The organism is Pedobacter cryoconitis (assembly GCF_003259615.1).
Lineage (GTDB): Bacteria > Bacteroidota > Bacteroidia > Sphingobacteriales > Sphingobacteriaceae > Pedobacter > Pedobacter cryoconitis.
The window spans coordinates 393,811-408,794 of record NZ_QLLR01000002.1; the positions used below are offsets into that span (position 1 = coordinate 393,811).

At 40.5% G+C, this 14,984-nt stretch carries 10 protein-coding genes and 1 pseudogene; 3 read left to right on the plus strand and 8 right to left on the minus strand.

Going from position 1 to position 14,984, the window contains the following annotated elements:
- Window positions 1-213 precede the first annotated feature (213 nt).
- The 3 genes from LY11_RS26645 (at window position 214) to LY11_RS04670 (ending at window position 1,692) form a co-directional block, all read left to right on the plus strand.
- A complete protein-coding gene (locus LY11_RS26645) occupies window positions 214-366 on the plus strand; it encodes a hypothetical protein (protein WP_170132626.1) in 153 nt (50 codons plus the stop codon).
- A gap of 179 nt (window positions 367-545) precedes the next feature.
- Window positions 546-1,052 carry a helix-turn-helix transcriptional regulator gene (locus LY11_RS04665; RefSeq protein ID WP_111632550.1) on the plus strand — a complete coding sequence of 169 codons (507 nt, stop codon included), beginning with the start codon at window positions 546-548 and terminating at the stop codon, window positions 1,050-1,052.
- Window position 1,053: 1 nt separating this feature from the next.
- Window positions 1,054-1,692 (plus strand): nucleotidyl transferase AbiEii/AbiGii toxin family protein, encoded by a 639-nt coding sequence (locus LY11_RS04670; RefSeq protein WP_111632551.1) that lies wholly within the window; start codon window positions 1,054-1,056, stop codon window positions 1,690-1,692.
- 34 nt (window positions 1,693-1,726) lie between these two features.
- On the opposite strand, the pseudogene LY11_RS04675 reads toward LY11_RS04670, so the two are convergent.
- The 8 genes and pseudogenes from LY11_RS04675 to LY11_RS04710 all read right to left on the minus strand — a co-directional run.
- Window positions 1,727-2,050 (minus strand): annotated as a pseudogene (locus LY11_RS04675) (nuclear transport factor 2 family protein); the annotation flags it as partial.
- 299 nt (window positions 2,051-2,349) lie between these two features.
- A complete protein-coding gene (locus LY11_RS04680; RefSeq protein ID WP_211321488.1) occupies window positions 2,350-4,740 on the minus strand; it encodes a glycoside hydrolase family 127 protein in 2,391 nt (796 codons plus the stop codon).
- Complete coding sequence (locus LY11_RS04685) at window positions 4,737-5,747, minus strand: arabinan endo-1,5-alpha-L-arabinosidase (protein ID WP_111632553.1); 1,011 nt, start codon at window positions 5,745-5,747, stop codon at window positions 4,737-4,739. The genes LY11_RS04680 and LY11_RS04685 overlap by 4 nt, the downstream gene beginning before the upstream one ends.
- A gap of 6 nt (window positions 5,748-5,753) precedes the next feature.
- Entirely contained in the window at window positions 5,754-7,733 is a 1,980-nt protein-coding gene (locus LY11_RS04690; protein WP_245952605.1) for an alpha-L-arabinofuranosidase C-terminal domain-containing protein, read from the minus strand.
- A gap of 1 nt (window position 7,734) precedes the next feature.
- Entirely contained in the window at window positions 7,735-8,718 is a 984-nt protein-coding gene (locus LY11_RS04695) for a glycoside hydrolase family 43 protein (RefSeq protein WP_111632554.1), read from the minus strand.
- Between the two features lie 7 nt (window positions 8,719-8,725).
- Window positions 8,726-10,273, minus strand: a complete 1,548-nt coding sequence (locus LY11_RS04700; RefSeq protein WP_111632555.1) for an alpha-N-arabinofuranosidase — start codon at window positions 10,271-10,273, stop codon at window positions 8,726-8,728.
- Between the two features lie 18 nt (window positions 10,274-10,291).
- Window positions 10,292-11,845, minus strand: a complete 1,554-nt coding sequence (locus LY11_RS04705; protein ID WP_111632556.1) for a RagB/SusD family nutrient uptake outer membrane protein — start codon at window positions 11,843-11,845, stop codon at window positions 10,292-10,294.
- A 57-nt stretch (window positions 11,846-11,902) separates the two neighbouring features.
- A complete protein-coding gene (locus LY11_RS04710) occupies window positions 11,903-14,977 on the minus strand; it encodes a SusC/RagA family TonB-linked outer membrane protein (protein WP_111632557.1) in 3,075 nt (1,024 codons plus the stop codon).
- Between the last annotated feature and the right edge of the window lie 7 nt (window positions 14,978-14,984).

The window sequence follows — 14,984 nt, forward strand, 5'->3', positions numbered from 1 at the left end:
CCCGTTTACAACCTGGTGTCACCCCGACCACCACTCAGGCACAACCAAACCATAACTAGTTGAAGATTAATGAAATTATAATTTTCCCTTTGACTAACCAACGGACAACTGCGGACAATTGCAGACAGCTGCGGACAATTATGGACATTTTTTACGCATCAGGATAATCTTTAAAGCGAATAGCCTACATTGGTGGAAAGGCATTGATTTATTATGGGAGGTTTAACGGGTAAATTTTCAAAGGGAATCCTGGGCGGTTTCATTTTTAAAGCAGCAGTTTGGAGTACAGGTTGTTTCAAAAGTTCTGTACTGGGCATAATGAAACAAGCAATGGAAACCGAAAAAGGCATCAGAGAACTTTCGTAAAAGTAGCAAGCCCGGAAAAATCAGGGAGTAATTAGCTTATTAAAGAATCGTAACCAGCTGCTTTGAACTAAGAAAATATCAAACCCAAAATTTGAAATTTAATCCCTAATCCACAAGTTTATGAATTGATCCTGCATCTGATTGAATAAGAAAATAAACATTTTTGCTTATATTTGAATATGGAATCAATGCTTGAAAAATATAAAGGCATCCACCCGGGAATGATTCTGGAGCGGGAGCTCAAGAAAAAAAACCTAAAGAAAGTGGCATTTGCCCATGCTTTAAATGAATATCCTCAGACTCTTAACCAAATAACAAAGGGAAAACGGGGACTTACACCTGCGCTTTCTCTTAAAATAGACAAGGCCCTTGGATTTGAAGAAGGGACAATGCTTGTTTTACAGGCTTATTTTGAAATTAAAAAAGAAAAGAAAAAGAGCAATAATCAGCTACGTCCTAACATTTCTAATTTTAGGAAAATACTTTTCTGGGATACAGACATAACCAAAATTGACTGGGAAAAGCAATATAGAAGTATTATCAGGCGGATATTCGAACGTGGAAATAGTCAGGAAAAAGAAGAGATTATAAATTTCTACGGCAAGGATAAAATAAAATCAGTAACTGGAAATATCTCAGTTACAAGTGGCGTTATCACGCTATTACACAATAGAAAAACACACTGATATGCTAAAATGGAATACCGTAAGCGATATATTAAGAGATAGTTTACTCACATTAATGCAGGCAAAAGAACTTCAGGACTTCAGATTGGTTGGAGGAACAGCATTAAGCCTGTATTTAGGACATAGAATGTCAGTTGATATTGATCTCTTTACAGATGCACCCTATGGCTCAGTAGATTTTGATATTATAGAAATATACTTAAGAAATACTTTTAAATACGTTGAAGGAGACTTTGGTATGATCCCTGGTATGGGAAAATCTTACTTGATCGGAACCGATAAAGAAAGTGTAATTAAACTAGATGTTTATTATTCTATGGATCCATTCTTCCAACCATTCATTGAAGCAGAGAACATACGAATGGCCTCAATAGAAGAAATCATAGTAATGAAAGTCGATGTTATTCAAAGAGGTGGTAGAAAAAAGGACTTTTGGGATTTACATGAATTACTTGGAAAATTTAGTGTTGAAAGTATGATTGATTTGCATAAACAGCGTTTTGAATGGACACACGAACCTGATCTCATACTTGCAAATTTCACAAACTTTGAATCGGCGGATAATGATTTTGATCCCGTATGTCGTAAAAATAAAGAATGGATATTTATAAAAGAAGACCTGATAGAAGCCATAGGATAGAGAATACTGCTCTTAAAAAACAACATGTCAATTGCTAAAAATTAACCGGTGTAGCCTGTCTTGCTACTAGTTTCCAATCGTTATCTTTTTTTACCCAGATGTTAGTAAATCGTCTTTTAAGCTGCTTGGCTGATTTTTCGCCATCTGCCTTTTGAGACTCAGTTTCAGCCCCCATCACAACAGCAATATCACCATTAAATGTAATCCGTTCAATATTTCTGCCCACCTTCGAAAATACATGCCCACCTTTGAGAATATTGAGAATTTGCTTTCTGGTCGATATTTTTCCATTCGCATTATTTACAACATATTCTTCCGTCCAGATATTTTTGAGTGCAGCAGTATCATTTTTATCTAAAAATGCTGTCCAGGTTTTTCCAGCTCACGAATTCTTAGATCATCATCTGATGCATGTTGCTGAGCCTGCGCGAAATTTATGGTACTGATAAACAATATGGTTAGTAAAAACGGAAGGACGTTTTTTTTCATAATTACTCAAATCTAAAAATATAATTATCCGATTTTTATGATCTGGATCATATTAACTTCCAGAGCCGATTAATCCGGGCAGTATTTCATTTTTCAAACTAACTTTCCATTCAGGACAGGTAATCAATCTTAATATTAACCTGTGTCTTATACTGAAAAATCTTTAAGTTATTCCACCACCCATTCATGAATTCCAGAAGAGTTATCTTTAGGAAGACGGGCTTCCAGTCTCAATGCTTTAGTTTTTACAGGTTTAAACCGAAGCACATTAAACTTATCCTTTTCAATAAGGTATTCAGTAACGGCTTCAACAGGAATCCACTTTCCTTCACTTAAATAAAGAAGCTGATAACGCTCAGGAACCCGGCATCCGCCCCATGGGCTATCATCAAACCAATAAACCTTTGAGACAGAAACTTCATATTCCCGGTCAAAATCGTATTGCAGAAACTCATTTGATCCCTTTTTGGGCCACCAATGCAAATAAGGGTAGTTGGTATCTTTAGCATCTGCCGGTTCATATTGATCTTTTACAGCAGCCAGCAATTGTTTATTAGTTAATGAGCCTGACACTATACTCCTGGAGGCAATAGTTGCAGCAGGTCTGGGTCTTGAAACAGACTCTTCATAGGGTACCCAAACGGTCATCTCACTAGCTCCCCTGTTTGCCCAGGCATAGTAAGGTATTGCAGTAACTTTCTGATCAACTTTAATCAGCTCGTTACTATTGAGCTTTCTGTGCGTACCTGAGCCTTGTACAGTTAATACTTCTATTCCATTCAGCAAATCGGGATTAAAGTGTGAAGCTGCAACTGCATTTTTAGCTATAATAATATCCTGAACTACACTGTCTTTATTATCCGGACCTTCCAGACAATAAACAACCGGGCCCCGCTGAAAAGCAAAGCGGCCTTTATCATCCTTTACTTTTTCATTTGCAAAAACTTTTCTGGTTTCCATAGGAACAGAAAACACCAACTGATCACCTTTCTTCCAGGTACGGTTAATAACTGCATAACCTTTAACTACCGTATATTTAAATGGCTTACCATTTAAAGTAAGTATAACCTTTGAAGGCTTTGTCTCCATAAAACTGTACAATGTACCTGGAACAGGCTCATTATGCGCCCATCCGGGAATACGGATATGCAAAGTGAACGCTGCGTTTTTTTCCGGATCTACTTTTATCCCGACTTTTCCATCCCATGGATAAGCGGTAACCTGTGCAATTTTCACTTGAGCAACAGGAAGTTTAATCTCACTCGTATTCCCCATAAAGAGGTTTACATATAAGTTATTTTCATTTTGGGCGTACACATAACCTGGTACGGAAGGCAGAAACCTGGTCATATTAGAAATGCAGCAAGCACATCTGAACCACCCACTACGCTCATGCTGATGCATAGAGGATAAAGGGTTAGGATAAAAGAAACGATCTCCTGAAAGAGAAACTCCCGATAGTAAACCATTATATAAGGTGCGTTCCAAAACATCTATATATTTCGAATCTCCGTGTAATTGAAACATACGGCTGTTCCAGTAAATATTGGCAATTGCTGCACAGGTCTCTGCATAAGCTGACATATTGGGTAAATGATAAGCCTCACCAAATGCCTCGCCCTCACCCACTGCGCCAATTCCTCCGGTGATGTAAAGTTTTTTATTCACTACATCTTCCCAGATATCATCAATGGCTTTCAAGTACCTTTTATCCCCTGTAATTGCGGCGACGTCAGCCATACCAGTATACATATAGGCGGCCCTTACGGCATGTCCAACTGCTTCGTGCTGGTCAATGACCTTTGCCTGAGCCTGGTTATAAGCATTGCCTTTAGGCCCACGTACATCCAGAAAAAATTTGGCCAGGTTAAGGTACTGCTCATTCCCAGTGATCCTGTATAATTTAACCAGCCCGATTTCTACGACCTGATGCCCCGGATACCGTTCTGTTTTACCGTAACCAAAATCTCTGACCAGCAGGTCTGCATTCTTCAAGGCTATATTTAATAAAGTTTTCTTTCCTGTAGCCTGATAATGGGCAGCAGCAGATTCAAATAAATGCCCGGAGTTATATAATTCATGACTAAGTTCTTCTTCTTTCTCCCAGCGTTTGCTGCCAATCCATTTATTAGGTTCAGCTGCATTGACCGTACGAAAAGTATAGAGATAACCATCTTTTTCCTGAGCAGCACCGATAATACTGATCAGTGTATCCACATATTTCTCCATAACCGGATCGGCCTTCATTTGTATCGCATAAGATGCACCTTCTATCACTTTATAGATATCCGTATCATCAAATGGAAAGACAGTTAATTTGTCTCCGGGAATAGTTTTGGAGGCTCTTAAAAAATTAGCTATTCTTCCATCCATTTTACATTGCTGCAAGGTATGTGGAATAGTAACTTTGGCATTAATTTCCATTTTTGGGGCCCAGAACTGATCATTTACATGAACGTGAGTGAATGCCACGGGCTGAATCGGATAATCTTTTTTCTGCGCATAAACAGCGCCAGAGAAAAGGCATAATAGCGTTAGGATATTGTTTAATTTCATCATTTTACAACTACAAGCGGCCATTCATTCAGCCAGTTCAATTTTTCAATTCTGAGTTTTGGCACTCCTTTATCTTTCGCATCATAGCCATGAAAGATGAGATAATCTATCCCATCAAAAGTGCAGACTGCGTTATGGCCAACCCCATACCAGCCAGCGTCTCCTTCCAGTACCAATGTCCCTCCCCCTTTAGTCATTGCGATACCATTCTGATCCAGATAAGGGCCTTTAATTGACCTGGAACGTCCAACAATCATTTTATAAGTGCTTTTTTCACCTTTGCAGCAATAGTCTATGGAAGCAAATAAATAATAATACCCGCTTTTTTTGAAAAGGAAAGGTGCCTCAATAGCATTGCCGCCAGCATCAACAGGGTTTCCTTCTACAGTAGGAGGATTCGGTGCTCCAGGAACTTTTTTTCTGCTGGCAATGGTAGGCAGCTCATCAGTTTGCGCTGAAATATGCAGCAGGTCTTTACTGAGCTGGGCTAGTTTAATCCCGTCCCAAAATGAGCCAAATACCATCCATGGAATTCCCTTCTCATCACTGATTACATTAGGGTCAATTGCATTCCAATTTGTTTTCCCCGGAAAAGACTGAATTACTTTCCCATGGTCTGTCCACTTAAAATCAGGAGAATCCGGGTCAAGTGTCGCATTAGTTGCCACTCCTATAGCCGACGTGTTTTTACCAAAAGCAGATACAGAGTAATACAGATAATACTTTCCTTTGTCAAAGTAAATATCCGGTGCCCAGATATGGCCTTTAAAGTCCGGTATAGCTTTAACTGCCCACTCAGGTGCTTTACTAAAAACAGGTTGTTCTTTTTTCCAGCTTTTCATATCAGCTGAACTCCAGACATGAATGCCCCAGCCAGTACTGAACAGATAATAGCGGTTATTCTGCCTGATCATTACAGGGTCGTGAACGGATATAGCTGTTTGATATTCCTGAGCATTTAAGCGGAATACCACTGAAAAAAATAAGATTAAAATCAAATACTTTTTCATTCCGGCTTATTGAAAAGGAACCCTTAAAATATTAAACGAGTAAGGTTGCAGATCCAATTTGGCCTGGTTATTCTTAATCGTTATTTCTTTTTCTTTTGGGCTCACATTTACAGCATTGGCGAAAGTATTTACAGCGCTTAAGTTTTCATTCTGCAACTGGATAAGTTTCCCGCCGGAAGCCGTTTTTTTACTTCCATTGATTACAATATTTCTCGATTTTGCCGATGAAGAAGCATTAATTACCTTAATAACTACCTCATTTGTTTTTTGATCTAATACGGCAGAAGCATAAATCCCATCCTCACCTGCTATTACTTTCTGGTCACTCAGAATATCGATGACATCCGTTCCCTTGTTTAAGGAATATAACTTTTGTACATAGTAATTTGGGGTACCATATATAGCCAGATTATCCACCCAAATCATATCAGGAGTCCATTGCCAGCCATCGGCATGGGCAAATAAAGGCGCGTAAGAAGCCATGTGTACCACTGCTGCGTTTCTTTCCAAACCGGTCATAAAAGCGGCTTCGGCAATAGCACATTCCCAGTTGTTTTTGTTGGTTGGTTTAGCAATTCCATCACTTTGCGCAGCATACTCACCGGCAAATACTTTTGATCCATTTCTATCGTAATTGTCATACCGCTTTGCATTCGCTAAAAACCATTGTGGGGAGCGGTAATAATGTTCATCAATGATGTCTGCTTTCATTTTTCTTAAGGAAGTATTGAGCAGATCGAAACGTGCTCCGTCGGGATCAGTTCCAGAACTATTGATCAGCTTAATTTCCGGGTATTTACTTTTAACGGCTTTAGTGAACAAGTCTAAGCGCTCTAAATACTGTGGGCCCCAGTTTTCATTACCAATGCCGAGCATTTTTAAGTGAAAAGGTGCTGGATGCCCCATTTCTGCCCTCACTTTGCCCCATGGAGTATTCACATCTCCGTTAGCAAATTCAATCAGGTCTAATGCATCCTGAATATAAGGGTCAAGTTCATCTAATGGTACCAGTTCGGCTGTATTAAACTGGCACGACATTCCACAGTTCAGAATAGGAAGGGGCTCTGCACCAATATCTTCAGAAAGCTGGAAATATTCATAAAACCCAAGTCCGAAGGTCTGGTAATAATCAGGCGCAGGCCGATGTGAAAATTCCGAATTCCAGCGGTTGACAATCAGCTTCCTGTTTTCAACAGGGCCTATTGTTTTTTTCCACTGATAGCGGGTGGACAGATCATGTCCTTCGACTATGCATCCGCCGGGAAAACGGATAAAACCAGGTTTCATATCTGCCAGGATTTGCACCATATCTCCACGCAAACCACCTTTTCTGTTCTTCCAGGTATCACCAGGAAATAAGGAGATCTGATCCAGGTCTATCTGGCCAGCCCCTTCAAACCAAAGGTTGAATTTTGCTTTATTGACGGTCTGGTTTGCAGTAAAGGTCACGGATTGTTTTTTCCATTGACTATCACTTGTTTCTGGAACAAGAACAGCGCTTCCCAGTACTTTCCCTGTACTGTCAATCAGTTCAGCATGTAGTTTTACTGCTGGAGAAGATTGCCTGTAAAAGACCGAAAAATCATAAGAAAGCCCTTTTTTAACCCCTATTCCTTTGAATCCTTCATTCGTAATATTTAGATCAGCCTTAGCTGTTCCTCTGGAAATAACCCTGAGATAACGTGGATTATCAGCCTCTTTTTCACCTTTATTCAACACCAGCAGGTCACCTTCCTGAATTTTACTTCCCTGAATAGTCCAGCCCATTAATGGTTTGTAAAATTCAAAAGAACGGTTTTTGATTAACTCTGCATAAATACCCCCGTCTGCGCCCATATTGATATCTTCAAAAAACACACCCCACATTTCGGGATGTACTTTAGCAGTGATCTTATCTGGGTTAACAGCAATCGTTGTATTTTTCTGTGCCATCACATTCAGTAAGCTGAACATGGCAATTGCGGTAAAAAAGTATTTTTTCAGCATCTTATTTTTCTCCTTTTAATCCTTCTGTAGTCATTTGTATCCGTTTTATTGTACCATCACCATTGTAATAAAGACGGTCTATACAAACCGACCTTCTATAGCTTCCTCCTGCTGAAGGGATAGTCCCATTGTGATAAATAAAATAGGATTTCCCTTTAAAATCAATGATGGACTGGTGATTGGTGTTAGAATTTCCCGCCACTTCATTTAAAATCCCCTTGAAAACCCACGGGCCGGTTATTTTCCTGCTCATGGCATAAGCAATCTTTTCGGGAAACTGATAAGCGTAAGATAAGTAATACCAGCCTTTATGTTTGTGAATCCATGGTGCCTCAGTAAAATTGGGGAGGTCTACTTTATGGATAGGTCCCTCCTGCTCAGTCATATTTGCCTTCAGTTTGATATAATAACATTTTGTATTTCCCCAAAACAAATAGGCTTGTCCGTCTTCATCAATAAATACAGTTGGATCAATATCATCCCAGCTTATCTTTGTATCAGTAGTCATATCATTTGTAATCAAGGCTGATCCGCGGGCATCTTTAAATGGACCAAGCGGATTATCGGCTACAGCTACACCAATTGCTTTTCCTTTAACAGTACCATGTTCCACAGCTGCATACCAGTAGAATTTGCCATTTCTCTCTACCACCTGTGATGCCCAGGCATCCCCACTGGCCCAGGCAAAATCTCTGGCCTTCAGCGGAACAGGATGTGAAGTCCAATCTTTCATGTTTGTTGAAGAATAAACCAGCCATTCATTCATTACATAACGTTCCTGCCCGGCCGGGGCTTCATCATGACCAGCGTAGAGATAAACTTTTTGCTGATAAACCATAGCAGCAGGATCAGCGGTATACCGATCAGTGATAATCGGATTCCCCTGAACTACTGACTTTGTTTGTGCAGGGCTTACCAAAGTATTTGTCAGGGTCAGCGTCATCGCGATACCAACACAGTAAAATATTTGTCTTATTTTTTTCATCAGCTTGTTATTCTAATTCCAGTACGACAATGGAGAATGGTGGAACTTTTACTATTAATTTACCAGCTTTCAGATTTGCACCTTTAAATTCAGCTGGTTTTACAAAATCTGGTCTTTCAAAAGTATTATGATCGTCTGCTTTGGCTGAAGTTAAAATTCTGCCGCGGACAGATTTATACTGTGCACCACTCAAAATAATCGCTATGGTTTCACTTTTATTTTTGTCGATGTTGACTGCCGAGATATGTGTCAAGCCCTTCGCATCTTTAGAAGCAGATACCGATACAGCTGGTAGCTTTTCATTGCCGACTATATAATCATCGCTTTTCACTACGACAGGAAGTAAAGTCGCATCCTGATGAACTTTATACATTTCCATCACGTGGTAAGTTGGAGAGAGGAGCATTTTTTCTTTATTGGTCAAAATAACAGCCTGAAGTACATTGACGCATTGTGCAAGATTCGCAATCTTAACCCGGTCATTGTGGTTGTTAAAAATATTAAGGGTAGTCCCTGCAATCATCGCATCGCGCATCGTATTCTGCTGATATAAAAATCCGGGATTTGTGCCGGTTTCTACGTCAAACCATCCACCCCATTCATCTACTACCAAAGCTATTTTTTTCTTCGGATCATACTTATCCATAATAGCAGCATGTTTGGTAATAAGTTCGTCCATACGCAATGCTGTTTTCATTGTTTCGAAATATTGCTGTTCCGTAAAACCAACAGCAGGACCTTTTTTATCCCAGCTTGGAAAAGAGTAATGGTGTAAAGCAATACCATCCATCATGTGCAGCGGAATCCCTTTCATTAAAGTTTCTGTCCAGTGGTAGTCGTCCACGTTAGCTCCGGATGCAATTTTAAAAAGGTTTCTACCCTCCATAAATGTAGCATATCTGCGGTATTCACCAACATAATATTCTGGGGTCATATTTCCTCCGCATCCCCATGCTTCATTTCCTACGCCCCAGAATTTCACATTCCATGGTTTTTCCTGGCCGTTTTTCACCCTGAGGTCGGACATTGGACTTTTGCCTTCAAAATTAACATACTGTACCCAATCTGAAAGCTCTTGTACTGAACCACTACCAGTATTTCCGGCCAGGTAAGGTTCTGTACCCAGTAGTTTACACATGTTCAGGAAGTCATGGGTACCAAAACTATTGTCTTCGGTCACCCCACCCCACATCGTATTTACAATGGACGGCCGCTGATCTTTCGGCCCTACTCCATCCTTCCAATGGTACCGGTCTGCAAAGCAACCGCCCGGCCATCTTAAGTTTGGAATATTCAGGTTTTTTAAGGCTGCAATAATATCATTTCTTACGCCTTCAGTATTGGGTATAGCAGAGTTTTCCCCTACATAAAATCCATCGTAAATACAGCGTCCCAAATGTTCTGCAAAGTGCCCGTAAATATGCTTACTAATCTGTCCTGAGGGTTTATCTGCGCTTAAAGTTACCGTAGTTTGTTGTGCGGTCAGCAACTGGCTATTGCCCAGTATAAACAGGGATAAGCCTAGTGCTTTAATTATATTTTTTTTGAATATCATAAGATTTATGGTTGGAATTTAATTTGCGGGATTACGTTTCAAATTAGGATTAACATTTAATTCTGAAAGTGGAATTGGCAAATATTCTTTGCCTGGAGTCCAGGTATTAAAATCTGCATCATGCGCTTTCAACTCTGCCAGTTTAGCGGGATCATACAACCAGCCCCACCTGATAATATCATTGATCCTGATCGATTCAATCGAAAATTCCAGCGCACGCTCATGTGCCAGCTGCGTTCTCATCTGCACTTGGTTCATACCAGGGCTGGTGGTACCCAGATCCGGCAGATTTGCTCTGTTTCTTACCTGCTGGATATAAGTATAAGCATCTGCGGTATTTCCCATCTCATTTAAGGCCTCCGCATACATGAGCAGTATGTCTGCATATCTGAGTATCCTGTTATTGATTCCTGAGTTTTCCTGATCGTCATTTCCTGGCCAGTTTAAGCCATCATGTGTATATTTTCTCGGATAGATTGCGGTTAAAGCAAAAGGCCATTTATTTCCATAAACTGTAATGGAATTATCAGCGGGTTCATAAGAAGCAATAGTGGCCAGTAACCTTGGATCATTTTTACCATCTTTAGTTTTTTCTATTTTGAATTCATTGTACATCCATCTGGTTGGCAGGAAATCTGAATAGCCATAACCATCCATTGCATAAGTTCTTCCTACAGAGCTCACCTGTTTCCAGTTGGCGTTGGGTTCACCTCCATAGTTCATCACCGTACCACCTACGGCATCTGGCTGACCAAATTGTACTTCAAACAATGATTCCACATTGTTTTCATTCACCTCTTTAAAATTATCTCTGTAATTAGCCATCAAAGCGTATTTTCCCTTCTGGACCCCATTGATCAGCTCATTAAATTCGGCAGCAGCTTCAACCCATTTCTTTTTATACAAATAGGCTTTACCGAGCATTCCTGTAGCCGCCCCTTTAGTCGCACGGCCAGTTTGCCCCGCATCAGGTCCGTTTAAGCCAGCATAAGTAACAGGAAGCACTTCTTTAGCAGCTTTGAAATCAGCAAAAATCTGTGCCCATAAAACTTCATCTGTTGCGGTAGGTGTGCGGTACTTTGATTTATCAACCGGTAATTCCAATGGAACAGGAATATCCCGATAGGTATTCGCCAGATTAAATAAAGCCAGGCCCCGCAGAAAATGCGCCTGCCCGATAATCCGCTTTTTCAATTCTTCATCCATAGCAATTGCCGGCACATTGATAATCACCTGGTTTGCCCGCCAGATCAATTGGTAATGTGTTGCCCAGATCCATTGAACAGGTCCCGAATTTGAAGGAATACTAAAATTCCCGACCTGTACCAGATCGCCCCAGGGGCTGTCTCCTGTAAAATCATCCCCTCTTACATCGGTAAGGGCTGGAAACATCCGCATATAAGTACCGTCCTGGATCAGGCTATTATAGATCGCATTCACACCTGTTTGTGCGTCATCTGCTGTTTTCCAGTAAAGATCTATGGTCTTGGCATTGGGATTTTGCAGATCGAGCTGTTTTTTACAACCTGTGGTTAACAGGCCTAAAAGTATATAGCATAATATTTTTTTCATCAGTATCTATTTGCTTGTTAATGGTAATGAAGCTATCCTATCTCTATTTTCTTAAATCTAAAACCTGGCTTGTAAACCCATCATCAGTGTTCTGGGTGTTGGAAAAGATCCTGGATCGTAGCCAGGCTCAAAGGGACGGGTCTGCGCAAAATCAGGATTGTATCCTTTATAATACTGGAAGGTGTATACGTTTTGCGCAGTTGCATAAACTCTGATAGATTGCAACCACTTCACTTTAAGCTTAGGGATCGTATAGCCAAGGGAAATCGTATTGATTCTCAGGTAATCCCCTTTTTGCAGCCAATCTTTCCGATCAGAATCTATTCCGTTCTGATTCGGATCATTTGCGGCCAGTCTTGGATATTCATTATTTGGATTTGCTGGTGTCCATCGGTTTAAAGCATCTTCATGATAATTGAGATAGTCAGTAGTATGCATCAGTGAACGATACAAAGATCCATTGATCAGGTTACCCGCAGCACCAGACAGGAATAATGTAAAATCAAAACCTTTATAGCCGGCAGTAAAATTCAATCCATAATATACTTTAGGTAAAGAGCTGCCCAGATCAGCACGGTCAAGGTCATTGATTACCCCATCAGGTTTACCATCAGGGCCACTGATATCCTTAAATTTCAAATCGCCAGGCGCAGTAAAGGCATTTTGAAATGCATGATTTTTAATCTCATCTGTGTTTTGGAAAACTCCTTCAACTACACGCCCGTAATGGCGGCCAATTTCATGCCCGACAGTATTGACAAATCCACCAATAATTCTGGAGGTTTCCCCGCTGCTTAATGCCAGTAAAGTGTTTTTAACCGTACTCAGATTACCTGAAACATTATAAGTGAAAGCTCCTTTATTGTTATGATAGCCAATATTAATTTCAATACCCGTATTTCTGATACTCGCTGCATTGGTTAACGGGGCGGTATCATTAGAACCCACAGATGCCGGAATGGGTTCACCAATCAGCGCATCGGTAGCTTTATTATTATAGTATTCAGCAGTCAGATCAATTGCCCCATCAAAAAAAGTGGCGTCAATTCCAATATTAGATGTCGTCTTTGTTTCCCAATGGATATTTGGATCAATCACATTTGTTTGCGCTCCACCAGTCACTTTGGTCCCATTGAAGTTGTAGACAATATTAGGGTTAAGCAGTGCCAGATATCTGAAATCACCAATATTAGCATTTCCCAACTGCCCGTACCCACCTCTTAATTTCAATTCTGTAATCCATTTTGGCAGGTGGATAAATGCTTCTTTACTGATTCTCCAGCCTGCTGATATACCAGGGAAATTTCCATACTTATACCCATAACCAAATCTGGATGAACCATCACGCCTGAAGTTCGCTGTCAGTAAATATTTGTCATCATAACTATAGTTTAGTCTTCCAAAGAGCCCAAAAAAAGAATAAGGAGTAAGACTTCCATCTACCGTTTTATTTGTTCCGTTTCCTAAAACAAGATAGTTGGGATCTAGTTGTTCGGCATGTCCGGACCTGACCAGAGCTGTATTTTTATTGTAACTCACTCCCAGAACAGCATTCAAAGTATGTTTATCAAATTTCTTATCATAAGTAAGTGTATTATCAACCAGGGCATTTGTATATATTCTTGAATTATCGTCCAGACGGTTTACGGTTTGCTTGAAGAAAAATCCAAGATCGAATGTTGGCTGAAATGCAAAATCACGTGCTACAGTTTTATCATAACCTGCGTTGACTTTATATTTCAGGCTGTGACCGTTTAGATTCAATAACTGCGCTTCTGCCCATGCCACACCAAAAATCCGATCAACTTCTGTAAAGTTTGTGAACATTGAATTCACAGCTGGCACGTTTAAAGAAATCGCTCTTTCCCTGTCAGATTGTGTACCTCCATAACCATTAGGCATTGTTGGATCATAAACCAATTGTGTTGGAATGGCAATGACCAGATCGTTGATCAGCGGAGGCCTGCCGCCCGTAAGTACATCTCCCCGAAAGGTCAATGAGTTTTCTTTGGAATGTGTGTAGCTTAGTGATTGCCCGAATTTGAAAATCCCTTTGGACTGGGTGGTATTGATCCGTCCGGTATAACGGTTATAATCCGGTCCATTCCCCACAAAAGTACCTCCTTGTTTAAAATAATCCAGAGATACATTAAATGTAGAGTTTTCACCACCGCCAGAGAAATTCAGGTTATGGTTCATCCGGTATCCGGTCTTTAATCCTTCCTTTTGCCAGTCGGTGTCAATATTCCCTATATACTTTGGATTGGTCGGATCGTTTGCGGGTGCACCGGTCTGCCCTCCATTTAACTGAGATTCATTATTCAATAACTGATATCCGGCACGATTGGCTACGGGTATTTTCTGCCAGATTTTATCTGCTCCAAAATAGGTATTGTATTCAATACTCAGCGGGCTGTTTTTCTTTCCTTGCCTGGTCGTAATAATTATCACCCCATTCGCCGCTGCTGCACCATAAATTGCTGCCGCAGTTCCGTCTTTTAAAACTTGCATGGATTCAATATCATTCGGGCTAAAATCACGAGGAGTATTGGCCAGCATAATTCCATCCACTACATAAAGTGGCTGCTGATTATTGAAGGAAGCCAGTCCTCTGATACGGATCGTAGGTGAAGCGCCCGGTTGTCCATCGTTTGTCACTGCAATTCCGGCGGTTCTTCCTTGTAATAATTGTCCTATATCACTTGCAGAGGTCTTTTTCAGTTCTTTAGTATTGACAATGGAAACAGAACCTGTCAAGTCTTTTTTTAGCTGGGTTCCATAACCCACTACCACCACCTCGCCTAATTCTTTTATGCTTGGCTTCAGTTGAATTGCAAGCTGGGGCCGCCCGTTTACAGGCACCTCCTGCGCAGTAAAACCGATAAGATTAACAACGAGCACGTCATTTGAAACTGCCTGTATCGCAAAATTACCATTGGCATCTGAAGCTGTTGCACCAGCTTTTCCTTTAATTCTGATCGTAGCGCCTGGTAAACCTGCACCGCTTTCATCAGCAATTTTCCCTTTAACAGGCGAAGTTTGTGCCATCACCACTGTAGATAAAAACAGTCCGATGAGCAGCAGGCCAAGCCGGCCATAGCGAAGACTATTACTAGGTATATAAATATTCATGAAATCA

Bases quoted from the DNA above. Each gene is read 5' to 3' on its own strand.
- LY11_RS26645 (WP_170132626.1), top strand. From the start codon at position 214: ATGGGAGGTTTAACGGGTAAATTTTCAAAGGGAATCCTGGGCGGTTTC.
- LY11_RS04665 (WP_111632550.1), top strand. From the start codon at position 546: ATGGAATCAATGCTTGAAAAATATAAAGGCATCCACCCGGGAATGATT.
- LY11_RS04670 (WP_111632551.1), top strand. From the start codon at position 1,054: ATGCTAAAATGGAATACCGTAAGCGATATATTAAGAGATAGTTTACTC.
- LY11_RS04680 (WP_211321488.1), bottom strand. From the start codon at position 4,740: ATGATGAAATTAAACAATATCCTAACGCTATTATGCCTTTTCTCTGGC.
- LY11_RS04685 (WP_111632553.1), bottom strand. From the start codon at position 5,747: ATGAAAAAGTATTTGATTTTAATCTTATTTTTTTCAGTGGTATTCCGC.
- LY11_RS04690 (WP_245952605.1), bottom strand. From the start codon at position 7,733: ATGCTGAAAAAATACTTTTTTACCGCAATTGCCATGTTCAGCTTACTG.
- LY11_RS04695 (WP_111632554.1), bottom strand. From the start codon at position 8,718: ATGAAAAAAATAAGACAAATATTTTACTGTGTTGGTATCGCGATGACG.
- LY11_RS04700 (WP_111632555.1), bottom strand. From the start codon at position 10,273: ATGATATTCAAAAAAAATATAATTAAAGCACTAGGCTTATCCCTGTTT.
- LY11_RS04705 (WP_111632556.1), bottom strand. From the start codon at position 11,845: ATGAAAAAAATATTATGCTATATACTTTTAGGCCTGTTAACCACAGGT.
- LY11_RS04710 (WP_111632557.1), bottom strand. From the start codon at position 14,977: ATGAATATTTATATACCTAGTAATAGTCTTCGCTATGGCCGGCTTGGC.